The sequence below is a fragment of the Haemophilus parahaemolyticus genome, assembly GCF_002015035.1.
GTDB classification, from domain to species: Bacteria; Pseudomonadota; Gammaproteobacteria; order Enterobacterales; family Pasteurellaceae; genus Haemophilus_A; species Haemophilus_A parahaemolyticus.
The window spans coordinates 1-25199 of the sequence record NZ_MUXY01000008.1; the positions used below are offsets into that span (position 1 = coordinate 1).

Annotated in this window: 20 protein-coding genes, 4 tRNA genes, 1 other RNA gene and 4 pseudogenes; 16 read left to right on the plus strand and 13 right to left on the minus strand. The window is 40.2% G+C overall.

Going from position 1 to position 25199, the window contains the following annotated elements; genetic code table 11:
- Positions 1-366: pseudogene (locus tag B0185_RS10345) on the plus strand (transposase); the annotation flags it as partial.
- Between the two features lie 475 nt (positions 367-841).
- Here the strand turns inward: B0185_RS10345 and bioD are convergent.
- The 9 genes and pseudogenes from bioD to ssrA all read right to left on the minus strand — a co-directional run bounded on the left by bioD (position 842) and on the right by ssrA (position 7507).
- Positions 842-1483 (minus strand): dethiobiotin synthase, encoded by a 642-nt coding sequence (gene bioD, locus B0185_RS06065; RefSeq protein WP_005707547.1) that lies wholly within the window; start codon positions 1481-1483, stop codon positions 842-844.
- 8 nt (positions 1484-1491) lie between these two features.
- Entirely contained in the window at positions 1492-2274 is a 783-nt protein-coding gene (gene bioC, locus B0185_RS06070; RefSeq protein WP_005707501.1) for a malonyl-ACP O-methyltransferase BioC, read from the minus strand.
- Positions 2262-2909, minus strand: a complete 648-nt coding sequence (locus tag B0185_RS06075) for a pimeloyl-ACP methyl esterase BioG family protein (RefSeq protein ID WP_005707596.1) — start codon at positions 2907-2909, stop codon at positions 2262-2264. The genes bioC and B0185_RS06075 overlap by 13 nt, the downstream gene beginning before the upstream one ends.
- A gap of 9 nt (positions 2910-2918) precedes the next feature.
- Complete coding sequence (gene bioF, locus B0185_RS06080; protein WP_005707553.1) at positions 2919-4061, minus strand: 8-amino-7-oxononanoate synthase; 1143 nt, start codon at positions 4059-4061, stop codon at positions 2919-2921.
- A gap of 8 nt (positions 4062-4069) precedes the next feature.
- On the minus strand, positions 4070-5359 hold the full coding sequence (gene bioA / locus B0185_RS06085; RefSeq protein ID WP_039863435.1) for an adenosylmethionine--8-amino-7-oxononanoate transaminase: 1290 nt from the start codon (positions 5357-5359) through the stop codon (positions 4070-4072).
- 21 nt (positions 5360-5380) lie between these two features.
- Positions 5381-5568, minus strand: a pseudogene (locus B0185_RS06090) (lipoprotein-releasing system transmembrane subunit LolC); the annotation flags it as partial.
- A gap of 26 nt (positions 5569-5594) precedes the next feature.
- Positions 5595-5801, minus strand: coding sequence for a hypothetical protein (locus B0185_RS10150; RefSeq protein WP_005707597.1), 207 nt, complete (start codon positions 5799-5801; stop codon positions 5595-5597).
- Between the two features lie 110 nt (positions 5802-5911).
- Positions 5912-6934: pseudogene (locus B0185_RS06095) on the minus strand (integrase arm-type DNA-binding domain-containing protein); the annotation flags it as partial.
- Between the two features lie 206 nt (positions 6935-7140).
- Positions 7141-7507, minus strand: a transfer-messenger RNA (tmRNA) gene (gene ssrA, locus B0185_RS06100).
- 78 nt (positions 7508-7585) lie between these two features.
- Here ssrA and rpoH point away from each other — a divergent pair.
- Positions 7586-8545, plus strand: a complete 960-nt coding sequence (gene rpoH, locus B0185_RS06105) for an RNA polymerase sigma factor RpoH (RefSeq protein ID WP_005707542.1) — start codon at positions 7586-7588, stop codon at positions 8543-8545.
- A gap of 58 nt (positions 8546-8603) precedes the next feature.
- Here the strand turns inward: rpoH and crr are convergent, their stop codons facing one another.
- The 3 genes from crr to B0185_RS06120 form a co-directional block, all read right to left on the minus strand.
- The gene (gene crr / locus B0185_RS06110; protein WP_005707503.1) at positions 8604-9104 is read right to left on the minus strand and encodes a PTS glucose transporter subunit IIA; all 501 of its coding nucleotides are present in this window, start codon (positions 9102-9104) and stop codon (positions 8604-8606) included.
- A gap of 79 nt (positions 9105-9183) precedes the next feature.
- Positions 9184-10905 (minus strand): phosphoenolpyruvate-protein phosphotransferase PtsI, encoded by a 1722-nt coding sequence (gene ptsI / locus B0185_RS06115; protein ID WP_005707533.1) that lies wholly within the window; start codon positions 10903-10905, stop codon positions 9184-9186.
- Positions 10906-10979: 74 nt separating this feature from the next.
- Positions 10980-11240 (minus strand): HPr family phosphocarrier protein, encoded by a 261-nt coding sequence (locus tag B0185_RS06120; protein ID WP_005707572.1) that lies wholly within the window; start codon positions 11238-11240, stop codon positions 10980-10982.
- Between the two features lie 248 nt (positions 11241-11488).
- Between B0185_RS06120 and thiP the strand changes: the two genes are divergently transcribed.
- The 14 genes and pseudogenes from thiP (at position 11489) to B0185_RS06190 (ending at position 24272) form a co-directional block, all read left to right on the plus strand.
- On the plus strand, positions 11489-13069 hold the full coding sequence (thiP, locus tag B0185_RS06125) for a thiamine/thiamine pyrophosphate ABC transporter permease ThiP (protein WP_005707568.1): 1581 nt from the start codon (positions 11489-11491) through the stop codon (positions 13067-13069).
- Positions 13070-13204: 135 nt separating this feature from the next.
- On the plus strand, positions 13205-14245 hold the full coding sequence (locus B0185_RS06130; protein WP_005707551.1) for an extracellular solute-binding protein: 1041 nt from the start codon (positions 13205-13207) through the stop codon (positions 14243-14245).
- Positions 14246-14423: 178 nt separating this feature from the next.
- Positions 14424-14993, plus strand: a complete 570-nt coding sequence (locus B0185_RS06135; protein WP_005707520.1) for an acetate uptake transporter — start codon at positions 14424-14426, stop codon at positions 14991-14993.
- A gap of 172 nt (positions 14994-15165) precedes the next feature.
- Positions 15166-16800, plus strand: coding sequence for an ABC transporter substrate-binding protein (locus B0185_RS06140; protein WP_005707536.1), 1635 nt, complete (start codon positions 15166-15168; stop codon positions 16798-16800).
- Between the two features lie 83 nt (positions 16801-16883).
- Positions 16884-18554, plus strand: coding sequence for an energy-dependent translational throttle protein EttA (gene ettA / locus B0185_RS06145; RefSeq protein WP_005707524.1), 1671 nt, complete (start codon positions 16884-16886; stop codon positions 18552-18554).
- Positions 18555-18779: 225 nt separating this feature from the next.
- Positions 18780-20096, plus strand: a complete 1317-nt coding sequence (locus B0185_RS06150) for a dicarboxylate/amino acid:cation symporter (protein WP_005707578.1) — start codon at positions 18780-18782, stop codon at positions 20094-20096.
- 69 nt (positions 20097-20165) lie between these two features.
- Positions 20166-20981, plus strand: a complete 816-nt coding sequence (gene aroE, locus B0185_RS06155) for a shikimate dehydrogenase (protein ID WP_005707580.1) — start codon at positions 20166-20168, stop codon at positions 20979-20981.
- Between the two features lie 173 nt (positions 20982-21154).
- Positions 21155-21231, plus strand: a tRNA-Met gene (locus tag B0185_RS06160).
- Between the two features lie 3 nt (positions 21232-21234).
- Positions 21235-21319 (plus strand) — tRNA-Leu (locus tag B0185_RS06165).
- Positions 21320-21342: 23 nt separating this feature from the next.
- Positions 21343-21417 (plus strand) — tRNA-Gln (locus B0185_RS06170).
- Between the two features lie 48 nt (positions 21418-21465).
- Positions 21466-21540 (plus strand) — tRNA-Gln (locus B0185_RS06175).
- A 152-nt stretch (positions 21541-21692) separates the two neighbouring features.
- On the plus strand, positions 21693-23333 hold the full coding sequence (pgi, locus tag B0185_RS06180) for a glucose-6-phosphate isomerase (protein WP_005707491.1): 1641 nt from the start codon (positions 21693-21695) through the stop codon (positions 23331-23333).
- A 74-nt stretch (positions 23334-23407) separates the two neighbouring features.
- A complete protein-coding gene (ruvC, locus tag B0185_RS06185) occupies positions 23408-23986 on the plus strand; it encodes a crossover junction endodeoxyribonuclease RuvC (protein ID WP_005707522.1) in 579 nt (192 codons plus the stop codon).
- A gap of 12 nt (positions 23987-23998) precedes the next feature.
- A pseudogene (locus B0185_RS06190) lies at positions 23999-24272 on the plus strand (acylphosphatase).
- Positions 24273-24304: 32 nt separating this feature from the next.
- Here B0185_RS06190 and B0185_RS06195 read toward each other — a convergent pair.
- Entirely contained in the window at positions 24305-25177 is an 873-nt protein-coding gene (locus B0185_RS06195; protein WP_005707530.1) for a hypothetical protein, read from the minus strand.
- Between the last annotated feature and the right edge of the window lie 22 nt (positions 25178-25199).

Below are 25199 nucleotides of genomic sequence, written 5' to 3' on the forward strand. Positions count from 1 at the left end.
GCTTATGGATTAAGTCGTCGCCCAAATGGCAGGTTAGTGCAAGAAATGCTGTTACAAGCGGTTAAAAAATTGCCGAGAAATGCGAATTTGATATTACATTCAGACCAAGGAATCCATTATTAAATGCCGAGCTATCAACGCTTATTAGCGAAAAATAGGATTTCTCAAAGTATGTCGCGAAAAGGGAATTGTTTGGATAATGCGGCAATGGAAAGCTTTTTTGGGCGAATGAAAACGGAGTGTTTTCACGGAAAATCATTTACTAGCATTGATGAACTTGAAAAGGTTATCAATGATTATGTGCGGTACTATAATGAAAAACGAATCCAATTAAAATTAAAAGGACTGAGTCCGATACAATATTAAAAGCAGTCCTTTAAATAACAGTCTAACTTTTTGGGGGCAGATCAAACAAAGGCGACACCACGAAATAAGACAGGCAACCGTGCGAATAAGTGGAGATATTCAGTATTAGCAGTTGAACCCTTGTTACACCTTTTCAAAAGTGTGAAACAAGCCTTACTAACTAAATATACTGAGGACATTTCAATGTTCACCTATCTATTCAAAGGCATTGCAAGAAGAGATTTAGGCAATATGTAGTGATCAACTAATTCAACAGTCCCCGATAGGTTGTTTTTGTTAAAATAGGCGGCAAGCCTTGATTGTAACGATGTGGATGAAAAAAATTGTAATACATCACATAATCTCTTACATCGTTTATCGTTTGTCCTAATGTTAAGTAGACGCTCTTTTGCATCCACTTGTATTTAAAACTGCTGGGCTCATACTTTGTGTTAAAGCATAAGCTTGCGCGAGTCTATCACACTTTTCCTTGAGCTTAAATTTCAATACACCCAAAGCATTCAAATCCTGTTTCAGGAAAATGTTTTTCAAGATAACGTTTTAAATAGCGTTGGGTTTCTTGACTAATAATAGGATCATATTCTGGGTAACCGTTATACATTACACTAAATACTGAAATACCGCGAGTACGGCAGGCCTCTAAACTTAATAATGTATGGTTTATACTACCTAATTTTCCCGATGTCACTAAAATTAAAGGGTAATTATTTAACTGGATATAATCCAACGTCGTCTCTTCTTCACAATAAGGTACCATTAAGCCACCAGCACCCTCCAATAGTACATAATCATATTTTTCTGCCAAAAGTGCGGTAGATTTTTCAATGATTTTTGCTTCAATTTTTCTACTTTCTCGCTTTGCAGCTAAATGTGGCGAACAAGGATATTCAAAAACATAAGGGCAGGTTTTGCCTTGTAAATCTTCTTCCGTTAAATCAATCCCTTGAATCTTTCGATGCACAAGCAAATCATCAGCGATATTTTTACAACCTGTTTGAATCATTTTTTGTGTAATCACGGAAGAGCCTTGTTCCATCAACTTTTTAGCATAAATCCCTGTTGCCACTGTTTTACCCACATCGGTATCAATCCCCGATATAAAAATAACTTTGCCCATAAGCTGCCTTATTGCCTGCCCGCCGCAGAGTAGCGCGCGATAAAAAATAACGGATGATAAGTCAGGCGCACTTTGCCCGACGGCATACCGAACGCCGACAAGTAATCGCCAATAAATCCATTGAGATTTTTTCTTGTCCAATTTTTTTGGTTCGTGGCGGTAACGCCTGTATATTTAAGGTGTTTGAGTACATCTAACGGCGTATCAAAGTCTAGTATTACCTTAAAATCCTCACACCATAAAAGCTCAAAATCTTTGGCTAACCAAGTCTGCCATTGGGATAAAGTCGGGTAATTTAAGCCTATATTTGTAATTTGGCGGACTTCTTTTAAATTGTCTTTGCCAAAGGTTGCTACCGCCAATAATCCGTTTGTTTTCAAGCCTGTTTTGCAATGGGGGATAAAAGCCTCGGGTTGATGAAACCATTGCACGGCGGATGCGCTTGCGATTAAGTCAAATTGTCGTTGAAAAGGAAAGTTTTCCGCATCGCCGCAATAAAAATCAAAGGATTGCGGCAGTTTTTCAGCCAGTTGGGGCTGCACATCGCACAAATCATTAAATAACCAATAATTCGCTGAAATCTGTTTTTGCAGCAAGGCACTCAACATTCCTGAGCCGCAGCCCAATTCCAACACGTTTTCCAATGGCATATCCGGCAAATAATCTTGCAAATGCGCCATTAAATTAATCGTCATTTTTTGTTGGATTAAGGCGTGCCGGTCATAATCGTTTAATGCTTTTTGGAAAGCCTGCCGAATGCGCGATTTATTTATGGCAGTCAGTGATTCCATAGTGCCGACCAATGGGTGAATCTTGAAAACAGGTAATGTCCGCCGTCAATTTCCCGAACGGTGCAACGCGGTGTCCAATATCGGTGCTGATTGGCAGGCATAAAAATTTTATCGCCCGATCCGACCAAGGCATTTGTCCAGCGGATAAGATCTGTACGTCTATCTTGCCCGATCATCGCAAAAAGTGCGATAAGTTCTTGATGAATTTCGTCAAACGGGCGTGCGGGAAATTGTTGGTAATCTTCAAAAGATGCTTTATCACCACACATTCTGCGTTCAAATTTTAAACGGGTGTTTTCCGTGAGGTTCTCCAATGTGCCTTTAAAAACGGCGCAAGGGATACCGAAATTATCATCGCAAGGCAAATCTGTGCCATTCACTGCCGTTGCGGATTTTAATCTTATTCCTTGCAATGCCCTCTCTGCCGCCCAAACGCCCATTGACCACGCCACCAAACGGATGTGCCGATAGGCGGAAAAATCAAAATCCAAATTTAAATCTTGATAATCATAGCAAATCAATAAATCGTGATTTTCCGGCAAAATCAAATGATTTACAGCATCGGGCGGCGTTCCCCAACCTGCAAAATACAGAATTAAATGTCCGCCTTGATGATTGTAAAATTTCGTTTTCATATCATATCCTTACAGGCACGCCGCAAACTGCCGCACTTCATCCGTTGTCATATCGGCAGTCAAAGATAATCGTATTCTGGATGTACCTTTTGGTACTGTCGGCGGTCTGATGGGCAGGCAATAATAACCCTGCCCTTGCAGGTATTCCGCTTTGGCAAGGGTGGCTTCATTCCTGCCTAAAATATAGGGGACGATACAGGTTTGGCTCGGCATTATTTGCGTCCGATGCGCCACTTCCCGCCGTAAAAATGCACTTAACTGCTCAAGATGGCTTCTTTCTTTTGAGAATTGCGGCAATCGTTCAAAAATAAAATAAGTCCAAGCCACATTAAACGGCGGCAATGCGGTTGAAAAAATCAATGGGCGCATTTGATTAATCAAACATTCTTTCAATACTTGGTTGCAGACGGCATACGCCCCCACCGAGGCTAAGGCTTTGCCGAAAGTGCCGACCAGTAAATCAATCTCGGCAATCAGATTATCCCGTTCGGCAATCCCCAATCCGTTTTGCCCATAAACACCGATTGCGTGGGCTTCATCCACATAAAGATAAGTATTGGGAAACTGTTTTTTTAATTGGACAAGCTGTTTCAAATCCGCCACATCACCGTCCATACTGAAAACAGATTCGGTAACGATAAAAGTGCGGTCAAATTTTCCGACGTTTTTTTCAAGCAGATTTTTCAAATGTTCATAATCATTATGACGATAACGGAAAAACGCACACCGGCTCAAACGGATGCCGTCAATCATACTGGCGTGAACAAATTTATCTGCCAAAATCAAACTTTTCGTCGTCGTCAAAGCAGGCAAAATACCGAGATTGGCGTGATAGCCGCTGTTGAACAATAACGCGCTTTCCCGTTGGAAACGTTGTGCGACAAGCTCTTCCAAATCGGTATAAATAGGAAAGTTGCCCGTTAATAAACGCGATGAAGAACTGGTAAAAGAGGGAAAATTACCGCCGTATTGCTGCAAAAAAGACCGGCGCAAGTTTTCATCTGATGCCAAACCCAAATAATCATTAGACGACATATTCAGCATTTTGCAGTTTTCCCGCGTAATATACCGCCCTTGATGAATCAAATCCGGAATCGAACGATATTGGTTTTGCGCGCTAAGCTGTTCCAGTTGCTGTTTGAAAGCATCCATTTTTCATCCTAATGTTCATATTCCTGCGTTAAAGCCAAAATCATGCCTTCCGTTAATTTCTGAAGTTCATCATCTTTAATCACAAACGGCGGCATAACATAAACCAATTTTCCGAAAGGTCTAATCCAAACACCTTGTTCCACAAAACGCGGGACTAAGGTTTTCATATTTACCGCACTTTTCATTTCAACCACCCCTATCGCCCCTAATACGCGAACTTCTTTGACATAATCTTTTTCAGATAAAGGCGAAAGCTGTTGTTTTAAGGAATGCTCAATTCGCTGAATATTTTGCTGCCAAGGACTTTCCAACAATAAACGGATAGATTCCGCCGCAATCGCACAAGCCAACGGATTTGCCATAAAAGTGGGGCCGTGCATAAAACATTTAGCCTCACCGCGACAAATAGTTTGTGCGATTTCAGTAGTCGTAATAGTTGCCGATAAAGTTAAATAACCACCTGTTAATGCTTTACCGATACACATAATATCTGGCGAAATGCCTGCGTGTTCGGCAGCAAATAGTTTTCCTGTTCGACCAAATCCCGTAGCGATTTCATCAAAAATCAGCAAAACGCCATATTGTTTACAAAGTGCTTGCGCTTTCACTAAATAAGTTGGCGAATAAAAATACATACCGCCTGCACCTTGCACAACAGGTTCTAAAATTAGTGCGGCAATTTCATTACCTTTTTCTCGAAGTAAATCAGCTAAAGGTTCAATCGCACAATCATTCCAAGATTCATTAAATGAAACATTAGGTTGAGGAAGAAAATACTGCACGGGCAGGCTTTGATGAAATAAATGATGCATCCCTGTGGTTGGATCACACACTGACATCGCATTCCACGTATCGCCGTGATAACCTGAACGAATAGTGGCAAATTTTTGTCGTTGTGGTTCCCCTTTTGCGTGCTGATATTGAATAGCCATTTTCATCGCCACTTCTACCGCAACTGAACCGCTATCGGCAAAAAAGATTTTATCCAGTCCATTGGGCGAAATTTGTACTAATAATTGAGCTAATTCCACCGCTGGATCGTGGGTAAATCCACCAAACATAATATGGCTCATTTTTTCCAATTGATTCTGTGCTGCCGCATTTAAGCGTGGATGATTATAACCGTGCAACGCCGCCCACCAAGAGGACATACCATCAATCAAACGACGACCATCTTTTAAGGTTATCATCACGCCATCAGCGCGTTCTACTGCATAAAGCGGCATATCAGAAGAAACTGAAGAATAAGGATGCCAAATATGTTGTGTATCAAAAGCTAAAAGTGATTGTTCATCCATCATTCATTTACCATTAAAAATTTATTTGTATCTCAAAGCAGCAGGTTCTACTTTCGCAGCTCGATAAGCGAGATAAAGTGTAGACAGTAAAGAAAGCAACAAGGAAAATCCAATGACAAAAATCATTTGAACAAAGGATAATTCTGTCAGTAAAAAACACCTTGTGGATTTACTGCACTTACAGTGTCTGTTAAGTTCAACGTAACTACGCTTATTCGGTTATAAATTGGTTATATCATTGAGCAATTGCTGATTCAATAAAGTGGATATACCGCCTTTCAATGTGTAAGCTAGTAAAAGCCCCTTTTAAAATTCGCTTGTAAAGCTCGTCATTGATAATTTCTTTTTTGATGAATCGCCCTGTGCTTATTCCTCGCTTGATTTTTTCTAGCGTTTCTATTCTCGCTTGCTTGTTGTTTATGTATTTATGGGTTAAGTTCATTTTGTTTTCTCCATAAGCGGGGAATAAATCCCCACGCCAATAAAATATTAAATAATTATCAAATAGGTGCTTGCAATGCTACGCAAACCGTGGGCTACTAATTTCCCCTAGCCCATACGTTTTATAGCTCCGTTCGCTGTCTGTGTGTTTACGTGGGTTTGTGGGTTCTTCACACTAGGGAATAAATAAACCTTTCCTCCGCTCAATTTCTTAATCTCTCTCAATAATGCCATCGCTTGCCGTGATAGGGTAATTTTATGTTCACGCCCCCGCCCATCTTGTTTAATGCCTTTCTGAATGTAAACTGTCCATATTCTCGAACGCTCATCAATATCTTCATACTTGGCAGTAGCTGCCTCATTTGGACGGGTCATTGTCAGTAATTGCCATAGAATTAAATAGCGGGTCTGTAAATGAATTTGAGCATTGTTCAGCGTGTAGATAAATTCGCCTAAATCTTCAGGCTTAATCGTTTTGAAGTGTTCTACGGTTGGACTGTCAAACTCTTTTGAAATATTGGCGGTAGGATTGAACGGGATGAGTTCACGATGTAATGCGTAAGTCATTATCTCGTTATGCTTTTGAATCGTCCGCTTTAACTTCTCTAGTTTCCCCTCATCTTGATACTGCTTAAAGGCTTTTAACGCCATTGGTGCAGTAATCTGTGAAATTGGCAAGTGTCCAAAATGTGGCAAGAGGTTTCTTCTTATTAGGCTTTCAACATCTTTCTGATAGCCCTCTGAAAAGTTACGTTTACTTTTGCGATACTCAAACCACGCCCACGCTACAGCCTCGTAAGTGTTCAATAGTTCCGTCTGTTGTGCCCGTTGCTGTTGTTCTCGGTGGTCTTGCGGGTCGATACCTTTCGCCAATAATTCACGACATTCAGCCCGTTTTATTCTTGCATCTTGTAGTGATACATTCGGGAACGTGCCTAAACTCATTTCAGTACGCTTTTTAGAATTCGGTTTATAGTAATTGAACCGCCATAGTTTTGAGTCGTTAGGCGTAACCAACAGGAAAAGCCCCTGCCCGTCTGTGAGTGTGTTTTTTATAGGTTTACCGTCTTTATCTATTTTGGGTTTTGCTTTCTCTATTTCGGTATTAGTAAGTGGTTTGGTAGTACGTGCCATAAATGCCCCCAATGCTTGATAAATAAGGGTTTAACGCTGTTTTAGTAGTACGACATTTCCCCCTTTTTGTGCGATCCTACTAAAAAACTACTAAAATTAAAGGCTTTAGTAGGTTCTAATAGGTACGCTTAGGACAATAAAAAAGCCTTAAACCGTTATGGCTCAAGGCTTTATAGGTTCTTTTCGAACCGCTTAGGTATCCTATTTGGTGGAGCTGGGGGGATTTGAACCCCCGTCCGAAATTACTCTACCTTTAGCACTACACGTTTAGTCTGGTCTTTAATTTCGCTTACCCCCAGCGGACAGACACGCAAAGAGTAAACTAGTTTGATTTAATTTAGTGCTTCGATCCTCAAACGGCGGCTTCAACACGATCTCGTTTTGGGTGACTTATCGTTATCCTCGTCTTACGAGCGGAAGCTGAGGCGATAAGGCTTTAAGGCAGGTTATTAAGCTGCTAAAGCGAATTGTTCGTCGTTTGCGACTATTTTTTTGCGGTTTGTTTACGAGGCCTACCGCACCTCGACGTGCACCTTGGGCTTCGCTAATCCCGTCGAATCCAGAATCAGCCCCAAAAAGTTTGGTAATTTTATCAGAAAGCGGTATGATCTGTAAACTTTTTTGCAAAACAACTTAATGCTAAGGAAAAAGATGAAGAAATTTGACGATATTGATGATGCAGAAGTCATTGAGCCTGAAGAGATTGAAGAGGCTGAATTAGCGAAAGAAGCTGATGATAAAACTTCGGATGTGATGCATCCAGCCTTGCTCTCAGGTGGAATGCCTATTACAACGGGTAATATTGATAGTTACATTCGTATGGCGAATCAATATCCGATTTTATCTGCTGAGCAAGAAAAAGAGTTGGCGGAGCGTTATTACTATGATGAGGATATTGAGGCGGCAAAGCAGCTGATTTTATCGCATATGCGCTTTGTAATTCATATCGCTCGCGGTTATTTGGGTTATGGATTGCCGTTAGCTGATTTGATCCAAGAAGGTAATATCGGCTTGATGAAGGCAGTAAAACGCTTCGACCCAAATGTAGGTGTACGCTTGGTCTCTTTTGCCGTGCACTGGGTTAAGGCAGAAATTCACGAATATGTGTTGAAAAACTGGCGTATTGTGAAAGTAGCAACGACCAAGGCACAGCGTAAACTTTTTTTCAATTTGCGTAAAAATAAAAACCGTTTGGCGTGGTTTAATGAGGAAGAGATTAAAAGAGTTGCAGCAGATTTAGGGGTATCTGAAGATGAAGTCCGAGAGATGGAGTCCCGAATGAGTGGGCAAGATCTTGGTTTTGATCTACCTGTTGGCGAAGATGATGATGAGGTTTACACGCCTTCTATGTATTTAGAAGACAATAGCTCAAACTTTGTTGATGATTTGGAAGATGCTGAGTATACAGGTGAGGCAACAGCAAAATTGGTTTATGCATTATCTACACTAGATGAACGTAGCCAAGATATTATTAAAACCCGTTGGTTAGATGAGAATAAACTCACATTGCATGATTTAGCTACGAAATATGGTATTTCAGCAGAACGTGTGCGTCAGTTAGAAAATGCTGCATTGAAGAAAATTAAGGATGCGATTAGTTTGGATGTGTAAGTGTTAAGCCTAAAAGGTAAGTATAAAAAAGCCCGCGACAAGCGGGCATTTTGAATGATTATTTTGTTAAAGTTAAAACCACTGTTTCACCAGCAATTACTGAACCTGAACGTTTTTCGAGGTTTGCAATTTCATCCATGTTAGAAATCACAACTGGAGTTAATACAGATTTTGCTTTCGCTTCTAAAGTCGCTAAATCAAATTTGATGATTGGCTCACCCACTTTAACGTTTTGACCTTCTTCGGCGAGGCGTGTAAAACCTTCCCCTTTTAATTCAACGGTATCGATACCAAAGTGAACGAATAACTCAACTCCATCTTCAGATTCGATTGAGAATGCATGGTTAGTTTCAAAAATTTTACCGATAGTACCATTTACAGGTGCAACGATAGTATCGCCTGCAGGACGAATTGCTACGCCATCACCTACGATTTTCTCAGAGAAAACCACATCTGGCACATCTTCAATGTTCACAATTTCACCTGAAAGTGGGGCGATAATTTGAATTTCTTTTGCTTCTTTTTGTTTAGAACCAAATAACTTACTTAAAAAACTCATAGGGAATCTCCGTTGTATGAAACAAAATTTTCATATATTTTATACGAGAATTTTGTTTTTGTATGCTTTTTAATTAAAACTAGCTTAATTTAGCGTAGAAATCGTTTACTAAACGTTCGATGTCTGTGGCGGTTGGTTGAGCTAATGCTGTATCTGCTAATGCTTTTGCATCAGCGTAATTGATTGAACGGGCTAATTTTTTCACATGTGGTACAGAAATCCCACTCATACTGAACTCATCTAAGCCCATACCGAGTAATAATGCAGTTGCACGTACATCACCTGCTAGCTCACCACACATACCTGTCCATTTGCCTTCAGCGTGTGAAGCATCAATTACTTGTTTAATTAAGTTTAACACAGATGGTGTTAATGGGTTGTATAAGTGTGCAATGATTTCGTTACCACGATCTACCGCAAGCGTATATTGAGTTAAGTCGTTTGTGCCGATACTGAAGAAGTCTACTTCTTTCGCAAGGTGACGTGCATTTACCGCTGCTGATGGTGTTTCTACCATCACGCCTAATTGTAAGTTTTCATCAAATGCTTTGCCTTCTGAACGAAGCTGCTCTTTTAAGCTTGCTACGATAGATTTTAATTCACGGATCTCTTCCACAGAGATAATCATCGGGAACATTACCGCTAATTTACCAAACGCTGAAGCACGTAATACCGCACGTAATTGAGTATCTAAAATCTCACGACGTGTTAAACCAATACGCACAGCACGCCAGCCCAAGAATGGGTTCATCTCTTTTGGTAAATCTAAGTATGGTAACTCTTTGTCACCTCCGATATCCATGGTACGAAGGACAACTTGTTTACCACCCATTGCTTCCACGATCTCTTTATAAGCTTGGAACTGCTCTTCTTCATCTGGTAATTCGCTACGATCCATAAAAAGAAATTCGGTACGGTATAAGCCAACAGACTCCCCACCGTTGCGTAATATACCATCCACATCACGGATTGTACCAATGTTACCTGCTACTTCAATGCGATGACCGTCTAAGGTTTCAGCTGGTAAATCTTTTAATTTTGCTAATTCTGCTTTTTCTGCGGCAATACGAGCTTGTGTTGTTTTGAACTCGTTGATTTGTGCTTCAGATGGGTTGATGTGGATTTGGTTATTTTCCGCATCTAAAATCAATAAATCGCCTGTGTTTACGCAAGCTGTGATGTCATTTGTTCCAACAATGGCAGGTAATTCTAATGAACGTGCCATAATTGAGGTGTGAGAGGTTCGACCACCAATATCGGTCACGAAACCTAATACTTTTTCAAGGTTTAATTGAGCTGTTTCAGATGGCGTTAAATCGTAAGCAACAAGAATCGCCTCTTCTTGGATATCGCCTAAATCTACGATATGCATACCTAAAATATTACGTAATAAACGATTACCGATATCACGCATATCACCTGCACGCTCTTTTAAATACTCATCATCGATTTCTGAAAGTACTGCAACTTGCTGATCGATTACTTTGCTCGCTGCAACATCCGCTGTTGATAAATTATCGTTAATATAGCCTACGATCTCTTCTTCTAGCTCCTCATCTTCTAAAAGCATTAAATGCCCTTCAAAGATCGCAGCTTTCTCTTCACCTAATGTGCGTAAGGCTTTCTCATGAATAGCGGTCAATTGTGCTGCGGCTTTTGCACGCCCATCAAAGAATTTCGCTACTTCAGTATCAACCTGATCTGCGGTGATCTTGTGAGTGTTAAGAACAATCGGCTCTTCTTTTAAAACTAATGCCTTACCAAAAACAATACCAGGAGAGGCTGAAATACCTGAAATCATAATGTTATCCTTTTAAAAAGTAGTGTAAAAACAATGGCAAGCCGAAACTTGCCATAGGAACAATAAAGGTAGGATTATTCTAACGTTGGGATTAAATCGACTAAGAAATCCACCGCTTTTTGCTCATCTTCGCCTTCTGCGGTAATCGTAATATTAGTGCCTTGCGTTAAACCTAAAGTTTGAAGTTTGAATAAGCTTTTTGCACTTGCAGATTTACCGCTTGAAGTTACGGTAATATCTGAAACGAAACCTTTTGCTGCTTTCACAAATTCAGCCGCTGGGCGAGTGTGTAAACCACTTGGAGCTGTAATAACAACGTCTTTAGAATACGCCATAATATTTTCCTCTCTGCGTAAAGAATGTAAGTTTTTTAACTGCCTGCACTTTACTATAAAATGAATATAAATTCACGATAAAAAATAAAAAAACGTGATAGAGTTCACATTTTTCCGCGAAATTTGTATAGTGATTCAGCTAATTTAACGATTTTTTGACATTTATATTACAAAATAAAGTTGATTTTCAGCCAACAAGCGGTTGAAAAGTGATAGAATCTTGCAGTTTATTTAAAAAGTGTATTTCAATGTTCAATAACCTTACCAAAATCACCGCTTGGCTACTTTACGCAACTATTGTATTGCTTTACGCTTTTAGTTTATGGGCATTGATGGATAACCGCCAAGAAGAGACACTCTTTTCGCTGACAGAAACCCTGCCTATCCTCAAATATAGCCTTCTGCAAGCGGTGCTTTCTGCCAGTATTTCTACCATTCTCGGTATATTGCTTGCCAAAGCCTTTTTCTACCTCGAATTTAAAGGCAAAACCTGGCTTTATAAAAGTATTCTTTTTGTTTGGTCGCTTCCTTCACTTGTGATTATTTTTGCTGTGATTGGTATTTGGGGCAATTCAGGTTGGATTGCACAAGTAATGAAGTGGATTGGTATTGATTGGCACTCCAATATTTACGGCTTACAAGGTATTCTTATTGCACACGGATTACTCAACATTCCGCTTGTAACGAAATATTGTGTGGAGGCACTTGCCCTCATTCCGTCTAGCCAATACCAACTTTCAGCACAACTTAACCTTTCGGGTTGGAATTATTTCCGTATTGTTGAATTTCCTATGTTTAAACGCATTCTGCCCTATGTGTTTATAACGATTTTTATGATCTGTTTTACTAGTTTCCCTATCGTCTTAATGCTTGGCGGCGGGCCTAAATATAGCACGCTAGAAGTAGCGATTTATCAAGCGGTGAGTTTTGAGTTTGATTTTACTAAAGCCGTTATGCTGATTATGGGGCAGTTAACGATAGGTATCGTGCTGCAAGCTTTGCTATTTTTCTTCTCACAACGTGCTTTAAAGCAAAGCAACCAAACCACCAACGTTGAACTGTGGAAGCCACGTTTAGCGGGTAGTCGCAAACTGGGTTTGCAAAGCATTTTGATTTTGCAAACGTTATTGATTTTATTACCGCTTGTTAGTGTACTCTGGGCAGGGATTTCCGTTTCTCGTTTTTGGCAACGCCTTATCAATCTAGAACTTTGGGAAGCTACGCTTTTTTCGGTGCTGATTAGCTTAATTGCCTCAATCACCACGGTTGGCGTGACTTACCTGATTGCACTTGAAACCCGCCAATTACTTTACCGTAAACACCATTTTCTATACGCAATTTTAGGTAGCGTCGCTACTTACCCGCTGATTTTACCCGTATTTTTACTGGCAGTCGGGCTCTTTTTATTGCTGATGAATATCTCGCTTTCTACTACTCAACTTCTGGTTTTGGTTGGCGTAATGAATGGCATTATCTTAATTCCTTACGTCTATCCGATGCTCTTTTCTTCTATGTGGGAAACGTTCAATGCCCAAGATAAACTTGCTCGAAGTCTTGGTTTATCGGGCTTCAACCGCTGGTGGATTGCGGAAAAACATTACCTAGTCCGACCGCTTGCCAATGCTTTTATCTTAGCAATGTCTGCCAGCCTAGGTAGTTTTGCTGTTATTGCATTTTTTGGCACGCCTGATTTTAGTACGTTGCCTTATTTGCTTTACCAACAACTCGGCAGCTACCGCACCGAAGATGCTTCCGTAACTGCGTTGATGTTGATGCTATTTGCTTTGTTACCGTTCTTGTTTAATCAAAGAACTAAAACAAGTAAATAGAGGCTTAAAAAATCTAGCCAAGTATTATGTAAATCGTTATAATTGCACGCTTTTTAGGCATATGGATTGAGCATAGAGCAACCTAGGTTCATTTTTTATTTCTCACTTTACTTCTTACATTAAGAGGACAAAAAATTGAAAAAATTTTTCGCGAAATTAGCTGTTACGGCAATGGCGTTTTCTTCTGTGGTGGCAAATGCGGCAGAAAAACTTTATGTGTATAACTGGACAGAATATGTACCGTCTTCTCTGTTGGAGCAATTCACCAAAGAAACGGGCATTGAAGTGATTTATTCGACCTTTGAAAGTAACGAGGAGATGTACTCCAAATTAAAACTTTCTGGATCAAAAGGTTATGATATCGTTTTCCCATCAAGCTACTATGTGGGCAAGATGGCAAAAGAGGGGATGTTAGCGGAATTAGATAAGTCTAAACTTAGCAATTTAAAAAATGTTACGCCTGAGCTTATGCATAAACCGTTTGATCCTGAAAATAAATACTCTCTGCCTTATGTGTATGGCTTAACAGGGATTGGTGTAAATGTTGCAGATATTGATCCGAAAACAATCAGCAGCTGGGGCGATTTATGGCGTGATGAATACAAAGGCAAATTATTGTTGATGAATGACCCGCGTGAAGTGTTCCATATAGCATTGTTGTTAAACGGCAAATCACCAAACACTGAAAATGAAGAAGAAATCAAAGCGGCTTACGAACGTTTAAAAACGATCGTGCCGAATGTGTTAGTGTTTAACTCAGATTCACCTGAAATGCCTTATTTGCAAGGCGAAGTAGCGGTAGGTATGCAGTGGTCTGGTTCTGCTCACCGAGCGAAAAGTGAAAATCCAGACTTGCAATTTATCTTCCCGAAAGAAGGTGCTGTGCTTTGGATGGATAACTATGTGATTCCAAAAGGTGCAGCCAATAAAGAAGCAGCACATAAATTCATCGATTTCTTACTTCGTCCTGAAAGTGCGAAAGAAGTGATTGAAATCATGGGCTTCTCAATGCCAAACGAAGGCGTGAAAGCATTGCTTTCGCCAGAATTAGCGAGCGATCCGTTGATTTTCCCTCCAAGTGAGGAGATTAACAAAGGCGTTTTACAAGCGGATGTAGGTCCAGCTGTAGAAATCTACGAAAAATACTGGAACTTGCTAAAAACAGGCGGAAAATAACCGCTTGTTAAATAATAAAGTATATAGCTGTAGGGCACGTTGAACTCCTCCCTACATTAAGCACTATGGTTGCAAACCATTATTTTTGTGGCACAAATAATTATGCCGTTTTTCCCGACATTGGCACAGGTGGAAACTTGAGCCAATGTTTTTTTACTCGACATAATAGAGGTCTTTCATGTCAAATCAACACTCCTTAACGGCAAACCCAGCACCACTTGGTTTATGTGGCTTTGCATTAACAACTTGGTTATTAAGCCTTATCAATAACGGCACATTCGGTGGCGAAAATGTTGGCTTAGTACTGGTAATGGGCTTTGCATTTGGTGGCTTAGCACAAATGTTGGCGGGTCTTTTTGAATTCTCAAAAGGCAACACATTTGGTTTTACCGCTTTTACTAGCTATGGTGCATTCTGGATTTCATTTGCATTATTCAAAGTATTCTTCTCTGAAGGCGTGAGCCACGATTTCGTGGGTTGGTACTTAATCGCATGGGGAACATTCACACTGATGATGTTTATCGGCACACTCGCTAAAGCACGTGCATTACAAGCGATTTTTGCAGCATTAACCATCACATTCTACTTATTAGCAGCAGGTGATTTTACGCACAACACTACATTAACCAACATTGGTGGTAACTTCGGTTTATTAACTGCGTTATTGGCGTTCTACTTAGCAGCGGCAGACATCATTAACGACAGCTTTGGTCGTGAAGTATTGCCAGTAGGTCATCCGAAAAAATAAATTTTAAGTTATTTTAAGCGGTTGAATTCTGTCGTTAATTTTCAAATTCGCGATAAAATTCAACCGCTTTTTTATATCTTTTTATTATAAAAACAATCAAATCATTCTTTACTCATCTTAAAATTACAGGTACTCTCTCCTCAATTTTTCACTCATCTGTTTTGAGGTCTTTATGAAATTTACCAAATTAACCGCCATTTCTACCGCTTTAGTTGCTGCTTTTGCACTTGCGGCTTGTGATGATAAAAACGAAAATAAAACCACCGCAAAGCCTGCTGCAGAAAAAACATTTGTGAACTGCGTGAGCCGCTCTCCACAATATTTCAGCCCTGCATTAGCGATGGATGGTATCTCTTACAATGCTAGCTCACAACAAGTTTACAATCGCTTAGTTGAATTTAAACGCGGCTCAACCGAGATTGAACCTGCATTGGCAGAAAGTTGGGAGATTTCAGAAGATGGCTTAACTTATACTTTCCATTTACGTAAAGGCGTGAAATTCCACTCAAACAAAGAATTTACGCCAAGTCGTGATTTTACTGCTGATGATGTGGTTTTCTCCTTTAACCGTCAGTTAGATCCGAATCATCCATACCACAATGTGTCGAAAGCGACTTATCCATACTTCAAAGCGATGAAATTCCCAGTGCTTTTAAAATCGGTTGAAAAAGTAGACGACAACACGGTGAAATTTACGCTAAACAAGCCAGATGCAACCTTCCTTTCAAGCTTAGGAATGGATTTTACCTCCATCTATTCAGCCGAATATGCTGATGTAATGTTGAAAGCGGGCAAACCTGAAACCGTAGATACTACGCCAATCGGCACAGGTCCATTTGCTTTTACAGGTTATGTATTAGATCAAGCGAGCCGCTATGTCGCATTTAAAGATTATTGGAATGGCAAGGCAGATTTCGACCGCTTGATCTTTGAAATCGTGCCAGATGCGACCACGCGTTATGCGAAATTACAGGCGGGGCAATGTGATTTAATGAATTTCCCGAATGCGACCGATATTGAAAAAATGAAAACCGATCCGAAAGTGAACTTGCTTTCAAACCCAGGTTTAAATATCGCTTATGTTGCTTTCAACACGGAAAAAGCCCCGTTTGATAATGTAAAAGTGCGTCAAGCCTTGAACCTTGCAGTCGATAAAAAAGCGATTATTGATGTCGTTTATCAAGGTGCGGGCGTGGCTGCGAAAAGTCCATTACCGCCAACGATTTGGGGCTATAACACAAGTTTGCCAGAGTCTGAGCAAAATATCGAAAAAGCAAAACAACTTTTAGCTGAAGCGGGTTATCCGAATGGTTTTGAAACCGAACTTTGGGTACAGCCAGTGGTGCGTGCATCTAACCCAAATCCACGCCGTATGTCAGAAATTATTCAAGCTGACTGGGAAAAAATTGGCGTAAAAGCAAAATTAGTGACCTACGAATGGGGGGACTACATTAAACGTACTAAAGCAGGCGAATTAACGGCAGGAACTTACGGCTGGTCTGGCGATAATGGCGATCCTGATAATTTCTTATCGCCGTTATTTGGTTCATCAAATATCGGCAACAGCAACTATGCACGCTTTAATAGCCCAGAGTTAGATGCTTTATTAGATAAAGCGATTGGTTTATCGGACAAAGGTGAACGTACCAAACTTTATGAACAAGCTCAGGTGCTTTTAAACGAGCAAGCCCCATGGATTAACGTGGCTCACTCAATTAACTTTGCCCCAACTAGCAAACGTGTGCAAGATTACAAACAAAGCCCATTTGGTTACACTTACTTATATGGAACGAAGTTGGTGGATTAACTATTATTGAGAGGATGTGCTAGACTATATTTTCGCCCTGTTTTCAAGTAGAATAGGGCGAATTTTTTTATGAGGAATAGAAGATGTCATCTCAATTTGTTTATACGATGCATCGCGTGGGCAAAGTGGTTCCACCGAAGCGTCATATTTTGAAAGATATTTCTTTGAGCTTTTTCCCAGGTGCGAAAATCGGGGTATTGGGCTTAAATGGTGCGGGTAAATCGACCCTTTTACGCATTATGGCGGGCGTAGATAAAGAGTTCGAAGGTGAAGCACGTCCACAACCAGGGATCAAAATAGGTTATCTTCCTCAAGAGCCAAAACTTGAGCCGCAACAAACCGTGCGTGAAGCGGTGGAAGAAGCCGTTTCAGAAGTAAAAAGTGCCTTAACCCGTTTAGATGAAGTTTATGCACTTTATGCGGATCCTGATGCGGATTTTGATAAATTAGCGGCAGAACAAGCTAATCTTGAAGCGATTATCCAAGCACACGATGGACATAATTTAGATAACCAATTAGAGCGTGCAGCAGATGCGTTACGCTTGCCAGATTGGGACGCAAAAATCGAGCATTTATCCGGGGGCGAACGTCGCCGTGTGGCACTTTGCCGCTTATTGCTTGAAAAACCTGATATGTTGTTGTTAGACGAACCAACCAACCACTTAGATGCAGAATCGGTAGCGTGGTTAGAACGCTTCTTACACGACTACGAAGGCACTGTGGTGGCGATTACCCACGACCGTTACTTCTTAGATAACGTGGCAGGTTGGATCTTAGAACTTGACCGTGGTGAAGGTATTCCTTGGGAAGGTAACTACTCTTCTTGGTTAGAGCAAAAAGAGAAACGCTTAGAACAAGAACAAGCGGCAGAAAACGCACGTCAAAAATCTATTGCGAAAGAGTTAGAATGGGTACGTCAGAACCCGAAAGGTCGTCAAGCGAAGAGCAAGGCACGTATGGCTCGCTTTGATGAATTGAATAGTGGTGAATACCAAAAACGTAACGAAACTAACGAACTCTTTATTCCACCTGGTCCACGCTTGGGTGATAAAGTGATTGAAGTACAAAACCTCACCAAATCTTACGGTGATCGCACTTTAATTGATGATTTATCATTCAGTATTCCAAAAGGTGCGATCGTTGGGATTATCGGGGCGAATGGTGCGGGTAAATCTACCTTATTCCGTATGCTTTCAGGGCAAGAGCAGCCAGATGCTGGTTCGATTACAATGGGTGAAACCGTGGTGTTAGCTTCCGTTGATCAGTTCCGTGATGCGATGGACGACAAGAAAACCGTGTGGGAAGAAGTCTCTAACGGACAAGATATTCTGACTATCGGCAACTTTGAAATCCCAAGCCGTGCTTATGTAGGGCGTTTCAATTTTAAAGGTGTAGATCAACAAAAACGCGTGGGCGAATTATCAGGCGGTGAGCGTGGTCGTTTACACTTGGCAAAACTTTTACAACGCGGCGGTAACGTGTTGTTATTGGACGAACCAACCAACGACTTAGACGTAGAAACCTTGCGTGCGTTAGAAAATGCAATCTTAGAATTCCCAGGCTGTGCAATGGTAATTTCGCACGACCGCTGGTTCTTAGACCGTATCGCAACCCACATTTTAGACTACGGAGATGAAGGTAAAGTGACCTTCTATGAAGGTAACTTCTCAGACTACGAAGAGTGGAAAAAGAAAACCTTAGGTGATGCAGCAACGCAACCGCACCGTATTAAATATAAACGAATTGCGAAGTAATTAAAGTATTAGATAAGCGGTTAGATTTTGCAAAAAATTTGCAGAATTTAACCGCTTTATTTTACTGTTCTTACTTCAAGCAATCGTTTGCCATTGAATAATAATTCAGAGGTAAAATTAAATATAAAGAGTATATTTAATACCAAAAATTTAGTACTATCAGCCATCTTTTTTAAGTAATACAATGAAATTGTTCATTTTTTCAATGAGCTAAGAGGAGTATTTATGCTGACAATTGACGCTAATTCGCCACCGTCATCACCACGCAAACCAAGGTTCTATGAGGTTTTATATGTGCAAGTTATTTTTGCCATTATTGTCGGGATTTTATTAGGGCATTTCTTTCCAGAGTTTGGGGAAAGTTTAAAGCCATTGGGCGATGCGTTTATTAAACTCGTAAAAATGATTATTGCACCCGTGATTTTCCTTACCGTGGTAACAGGTATTGCGGGTATGAATGATATGAAATCGGTTGGGCGTGTAGCGGGCAAGGCAATGCTCTATTTTTTAACCTTCTCAACATTGGCATTGGTTGTCGGGATGGTTATCGCCAATATTATTCAACCTGGGGCGGGGCTAAATATTGATCCGAGCACACTGCAATCTACGAAGGTGTCAGAATATGTGAGCAAGGCACAAGAAAGCTCAATGATTGCTTTCTTTATGAATATTATTCCAACCACAGTGTTAAGTCCGCTCACGGAAGGGAATATCTTACAGGTGCTATTTGTCTCTGTATTATTTGGTATTTCCTTAGCTTCAGTCGGCGAGCGTGGTAAGCCTATTACAGATTTACTGCAAGTTGCTGCGGCACCAATGTTTAAATTGGTTTCAATTGTGATGAAAGTCGCCCCTATTGGTGCACTAGGCGCAATGGCATTTACGATTGGCAAATATGGATTGCATTCTATTAGTAATTTAATGTTGCTTATTGTAACCTTTTATATTACATCCATTTTATTTGTGCTTTTAATTCTTGGAGCGGTTGCTCGCTATAACGGTTTCTCCATTGTTGGGCTTATCCGTTATATCAAAGATGAACTTTGGCTAGTTTTAGGTACTTCTTCTTCAGAAGCAGCATTGCCAAATTTAATGCAAAAAATGGAAGCTGCAGGCTGTAAAAAATCGGTGGTAGGATTGGTTGTACCAACAGGTTACTCATTTAACTTAGACGGCACAAACATTTATATGACGATGGCAGCATTATTTATTGCTCAAGCGACCAATACCGATTTAACCATAGGGCAGCAAATCACTTTATTATTGGTGGCAATGCTGAGTTCTAAAGGTGCGGCTGGCGTAACGGGTGCTGGCTTTATTACTTTGGCGGCAACCTTGTCTGTTGTACCAGGTTTACCTGTAGAGGGGATGGCACTGATTCTAGGGATTGACCGTTTTATGTCAGAATGTCGTGCTTTAACTAATTTTATTGGTAATGCGTGTGCAACCATTGTGGTTGCTCGTTGGGAAAATGCGTTGGATAAAGAGCAATTAGGTAAAGCAATGCGTGGTGAGTTAGTGGTTAAAACAGAAATGCACTAATAGCAAATAATGTGAAATAGGCTTTGAGTATGCTATGCTCAAAGCCTATTTTTATATAAGGAATGTAAAATGAACCAATATGCCGTGTGGGGCAATCCCATTGCTCAAAGTAAGTCACCTCGTATTCATCAGCTTTTTGCGGAACAAGCGGGCAAAAATATGAGTTATATTGTAAAATTAGGCGATGAGCAAGATTTTGAGCAGCAGCTCATTGAGTTTTTCAAACAGGCTCAAGGTGCGAATATTACCGCACCATTTAAAGAAAGAGCATTTAAGTTAGCGGACGAGCATAGCGAACGCTGTTTGTTAGCGGGGGCTTGTAACACGTTGAAACGCTTGGAAGATGGGCGTTTGTATGCGGATAATACGGATGGCGTGGGGTTGTGTAATGATTTGGCTCGTTTAGGTTGGCTAAAAGCGGGGCAGAAAGTTTTGATTTTAGGTGCAGGCGGTGCAACAAAAGGTGTGTTATTGCCAATGTTGCAGGCAGAGCAAGTAATTACGCTATATAATCGAACCTTTGAAAAAGCAGTTGATTTATCCGAGAAATTTGCAAAATTTGGCAATATTCAAGCCGCTTGTTGGGAAGAGATATGTTCTCAAAAATTTGATTTGATCATCAATGCCACTTCGCTTGGTTTGCAAGGGAAATGTGTCGAATTGCCTGCTCACCTTTTCCGAGATGCTTGCGTTTATGATATGCAATATGGCATTGAGATGAAAACGCCATTTTTGAATTATGCTCGCATGCAGGGTGCGAAAAAATGTCAAGATGGCTTGGGAATGTTAGTGGGGCAAGCCGCGGTTTCTTTCCAATTGTGGGAAGGGGTAATGCCAGAAGTTGAGCCTGTTCTCAGACAATTAAAATCAGAAATGAGTAAATAGCACTATTTCAAGCTGTTATTTAATAAACAAAAAATGCTGTTTTTATGCCAAAGTGTTGAAATTGTCGGCAAAAGAGATAAAAATCACATTTTTTGCGAAAAAACGTTTGACGAGCAGGGATAAAATCAGCATAATGCACCCCGTAAGCCGATACGGTGAACGCAAAATAAAATGGCTACATAGCTCAGCTGGTTAGAGCACAACACTCATAATGTTGGGGTCGCAAGTTCGAATCTCGCTGTAGCCACCATTTGCGGGACTGGCGAAATTGGTAGACGCACCAGATTTAGGTTCTGGCGCCGAGAGGTGTGTGGGTTCAAGTCCCTCGTCCCGCACCATTTAGGTTTACAAAAATTAGTGTTGGGGTATCGCCAAGCGGTAAGGCACCGGGTTTTGATCTCGGCATCCCTAGGTTCGAATCCTAGTACCCCAGCCATCTAATTTAAGTCAATAATAAAGCTAACGTTTGTTAGTTTTTTTCTTTTGGGGTATCGCCAAGCGGTAAGGCACCGGGTTTTGATCTCGGCATCCCTAGGTTCGAATCCTAGTACCCCAGCCATACTTTTCAATATTTTATAATTTCCTTAATTTTTCTTTTTGATTTTATTTACATTTTATTCTATTGTATTTGCTTCGTTTATCACTTTTGATTTCCTTAAAAATTCATTAAAATACCCCTAATTTTTTATAATTAAATTAAAGGAAATCACCATGCAAAAAATCAATCCGACGAGCACAGCAGCTTGGCAAGCATTAGAAGCACACAAAGCAGACAATCTTACCATTCCACAGCTTTTCGCAGAAAATCCAAACCGTTTCGAACAATACTCTTTAAATTTCGCAGATCAAATCCTTGTCGATTACTCCAAAAACGCCATCAATGAAAAAACCTTAGGTTTATTACGCCAATTAGCAAGTGAATGCGGTCTAGCATCAGCAACAGAAGCAATGTTTACGGGGCAAAAAATTAACCGCACAGAAAATCGTGCTGTTTTACACACTGCATTACGTAACCGTTCAAACACTCCTGTTTTAGTGGATGGTAAAGATGTTATGCCTGAAGTGAACGCTGTATTAGCAAAAATGAAAGATTTTTGTGAGCGTGTAATTTCAGGCGAGTGGAAAGGCTACACTGGCAAAGTGATTACTGATGTGATTAACATTGGTATTGGCGGTTCAGATTTAGGTCCTTATATGGTAACCGAAGCGTTACGCCCATATAAAAACCATCTCACTATGCACTTTGTTTCAAACGTAGACGGCACACATATTGCAGAAACCTTGAAAAAAGTGAATCCAGAAACAACGCTTGTGTTAGTGGCTTCGAAAACTTTTACTACCCAAGAGACTATGACCAATGCACACACTGCACGCGATTGGTTATTGGCTGCAGCAAAAGATGAATCTGCGGTAGCAAAACATTTTGCGGCACTTTCAACTAACGCAAAAGAAGTGGAAAAATTTGGTATTGATACCAACAATATGTTCGAATTCTGGGATTGGGTTGGCGGTCGCTACTCGCTTTGGTCTGCTATCGGCTTATCTATCGCTCTTTCAATCGGCTTTGAAAATTTTGAGCAATTGCTTTCAGGTGCACACGAAATGGATAAACATTTCCGTACCGCACTAATTGAGCAAAACATTCCTGTAACCCTTGCATTAGTAGGTATTTGGAATAGCAACTTCTTAGGTGCAGAAACTGAAGCATTATTACCTTATGATCAATATTTACATCGTTTTGCAGCTTATTTCCAACAAGGTAATATGGAATCAAACGGTAAATTCGTTGGCCGTGATGGCAAAGCGGTAAACTACCAAACAGGTCCTATCGTATGGGGCGAACCTGGCACAAACGGTCAGCACGCTTTCTATCAATTGATTCACCAAGGTACCAAAATCATCCCTTGTGATTTCATCGCACCTGCTCAAACACACAATGCCGTAGGTGATCACCATGCAAAATTACTTTCAAACTTCTTCGCTCAAACCGAAGCATTAGCGTTTGGTAAATCAAAAGAAGTGGTTGAACAAGAGTTCTTACAAGCGGGCAAAAAATTGGAAGAAGTTGCGGAAATCGTGCCGTTCAAAGTATTTACAGGCAACAAACCAACTAACTCAATTTTGGTGCAAAAAATCACCCCATTTACATTAGGTGCATTGATTGCGATGTATGAACACAAAATCTTTGTTCAAGGTGTGATTTTCAATATCTACAGCTTCGACCAATGGGGCGTAGAACTCGGAAAACAATTAGCAAACCGCATCTTACCAGAGCTTCAAGGCAGTGAAAAAGTAACTAGCCACGACAGCTCAACGAATGGTTTAATCAACCAATTCAAAGCGTGGCGTTAATTTTGTAATTTAACTATGATTCAAGCGGTGCAATTCGTAAAACTTTTTGCAAATTGCACTGCTTATTTTTTGATATGGCAATTATTTTAGGCATAGACCCAGGCTCAAGGCTCACAGGCTACGGCGTTATTCGCCAAACAGGGCGACACTTAGAATATCTTGGCAGTGGTGTGATTCGCACTGCAGCAGACGATCTTCCTACGCGTTTAAAACGTATTTATGCAGGCGTCACCGAAGTGATAACCCAATTCCACCCCGAAATGTTCGCAATTGAACAAGTCTTTATGGCAAAAAATGCCGATTCGGCTCTTAAACTTGGACAAGCTCGTGGCACGGCAATTGTCGCAGCAGTGAATCACGATCTTCCAGTGTTTGAATATGCGGCTCGATTAGTGAAACAGACGGTAGTAGGTATTGGTTCAGCTGACAAAGTGCAGGTGCAAGATATGGTAATGCGAATGCTGCAACTTTCCGCCAAACCACAAGCAGATGCGGCAGATGCGCTTGCCATTGCGATTACTCACGCACACTCTATTCAGCATTCCTTAGTCGTAGCAAAACAAAGTAGCCAAAAAGTAAATAGCGAAAAAGAACAAATTTTAGCCTTAATGAAAACTCGTTACAGCCGCGGGCGTTTTCGTTTAAAAGGCTAATAGGAGGGAAAAGTGATCACCAAACAATTCTTTGTTTTTGGGCGAGTACAAGGTGTAGGCTTTCGCTTTTTCACCTTACAACAGGCGGGGAAACTAGGCTTAAAAGGCACAGTCCGCAACCGTATTGATGGCAGTGTAGAAGTAATAGCTCAAGGCACAGAAGATCAAATATCGCTTAATGCGAGCTTGGCTTGTAGATGGGCCGAAAACGGCAACGGTAGAAAGAGTGGTTGAGAATAACTATTTTGAAGATAAAGTGTTTGAAAAATTCTTAATGATTGGATAATAAAAATGCTGGAATATTCCAGCATTTTTTATTTACATTTTATTAATAACTGTTTCTAATAAATTATTTTTTTCAAATAAACATTTAACAGAGTACTTATCTTTTTCTCCATGAGAATTTTTTAAAGTTATACTAGAAATTAAACTAACTCTTCCGTTAGGGTGTTGAAGGTAAGATACATCTAAAAATTTAGAAAAATTAACTAATTTTTGTTTAGAAAATCTACGTTTTATATCTTTTTCACATAGCTGAATAGCTTTTTGTTGAGAAATGTATTCTATTGATTGCGATTTCCCAGAATTCATATCACCTAAAGAAAAAAATACATTAAATGCCGATAGCCCTTCTCCGCAAGTAACATAGAATACAGGATTGCTTTTAGTTCCCTTGGTTGATGAGACATCTAATACTGCAGGATCGATTTTTTTACACTTAGCATTTTCTCTATGAATTTTATTAAGTTCTGCTGTTATTAATTTCTTATAAGGCTTTGTTCTATCATTCCAATTAACATCTTCTTCTTCAATAATTCTAAATCCCTTTTCATCGAATTTATCTTCTTTTAAAAATGAGCTTTTAATCCAGCCAACATGAGAGTCAGATAAATAGGAAGGGGATACAGCTTTAACTAGAGACCAAGAGTGATTAGGAGTATGGCATAATTCTCTCACAACATATTCATTGCTAAATTCAATATAAGAAATTTCATTTATAGCTTTACTGAGTGTTTCATTAACGACTTTCTCGCTCTTATCACTTGGTTTCGTGTAAACAGGAATCTCACTTCCTTTTGGTCTGTATTCAGCATCAGTTTTCACATCTGTATTGGCACAAAGCTGAATATTCTGAGCATATGTATTAATAGAAACTCCGAAAAATAATAAAAATTTAAGAATACTTTTCATAGTAAATTCCTTAATCGCTAAT

What these genes read in the sequence shown, in the direction of transcription:
- bioD (WP_005707547.1), bottom strand. Translation starts at nt 1,483, where the DNA reads ATGGGCAAAGTTATTTTTATATCGGGGATTGATACCGATGTGGGTAAA.
- bioC (WP_005707501.1), bottom strand. Translation starts at nt 2,274, where the DNA reads ATGGAATCACTGACTGCCATAAATAAATCGCGCATTCGGCAGGCTTTC.
- B0185_RS06075 (WP_005707596.1), bottom strand. Translation starts at nt 2,909, where the DNA reads ATGAAAACGAAATTTTACAATCATCAAGGCGGACATTTAATTCTGTAT.
- bioF (WP_005707553.1), bottom strand. Translation starts at nt 4,061, where the DNA reads ATGGATGCTTTCAAACAGCAACTGGAACAGCTTAGCGCGCAAAACCAA.
- bioA (WP_039863435.1), bottom strand. Translation starts at nt 5,359, where the DNA reads ATGGATGAACAATCACTTTTAGCTTTTGATACACAACATATTTGGCAT.
- B0185_RS10150 (WP_005707597.1), bottom strand. Translation starts at nt 5,801, where the DNA reads ATGAACTTAACCCATAAATACATAAACAACAAGCAAGCGAGAATAGAA.
- rpoH (WP_005707542.1), top strand. Translation starts at nt 7,586, where the DNA reads ATGAAGAAATTTGACGATATTGATGATGCAGAAGTCATTGAGCCTGAA.
- crr (WP_005707503.1), bottom strand. Translation starts at nt 9,104, where the DNA reads ATGAGTTTTTTAAGTAAGTTATTTGGTTCTAAACAAAAAGAAGCAAAA.
- ptsI (WP_005707533.1), bottom strand. Translation starts at nt 10,905, where the DNA reads ATGATTTCAGGTATTTCAGCCTCTCCTGGTATTGTTTTTGGTAAGGCA.
- B0185_RS06120 (WP_005707572.1), bottom strand. Translation starts at nt 11,240, where the DNA reads ATGGCGTATTCTAAAGACGTTGTTATTACAGCTCCAAGTGGTTTACAC.
- thiP (WP_005707568.1), top strand. Translation starts at nt 11,489, where the DNA reads ATGTTCAATAACCTTACCAAAATCACCGCTTGGCTACTTTACGCAACT.
- B0185_RS06135 (WP_005707520.1), top strand. Translation starts at nt 14,424, where the DNA reads ATGTCAAATCAACACTCCTTAACGGCAAACCCAGCACCACTTGGTTTA.
- B0185_RS06140 (WP_005707536.1), top strand. Translation starts at nt 15,166, where the DNA reads ATGAAATTTACCAAATTAACCGCCATTTCTACCGCTTTAGTTGCTGCT.
- ettA (WP_005707524.1), top strand. Translation starts at nt 16,884, where the DNA reads ATGTCATCTCAATTTGTTTATACGATGCATCGCGTGGGCAAAGTGGTT.
- B0185_RS06150 (WP_005707578.1), top strand. Translation starts at nt 18,780, where the DNA reads ATGCTGACAATTGACGCTAATTCGCCACCGTCATCACCACGCAAACCA.
- aroE (WP_005707580.1), top strand. Translation starts at nt 20,166, where the DNA reads ATGAACCAATATGCCGTGTGGGGCAATCCCATTGCTCAAAGTAAGTCA.
- pgi (WP_005707491.1), top strand. Translation starts at nt 21,693, where the DNA reads ATGCAAAAAATCAATCCGACGAGCACAGCAGCTTGGCAAGCATTAGAA.
- ruvC (WP_005707522.1), top strand. Translation starts at nt 23,408, where the DNA reads ATGGCAATTATTTTAGGCATAGACCCAGGCTCAAGGCTCACAGGCTAC.
- B0185_RS06195 (WP_005707530.1), bottom strand. Translation starts at nt 25,177, where the DNA reads ATGAAAAGTATTCTTAAATTTTTATTATTTTTCGGAGTTTCTATTAAT.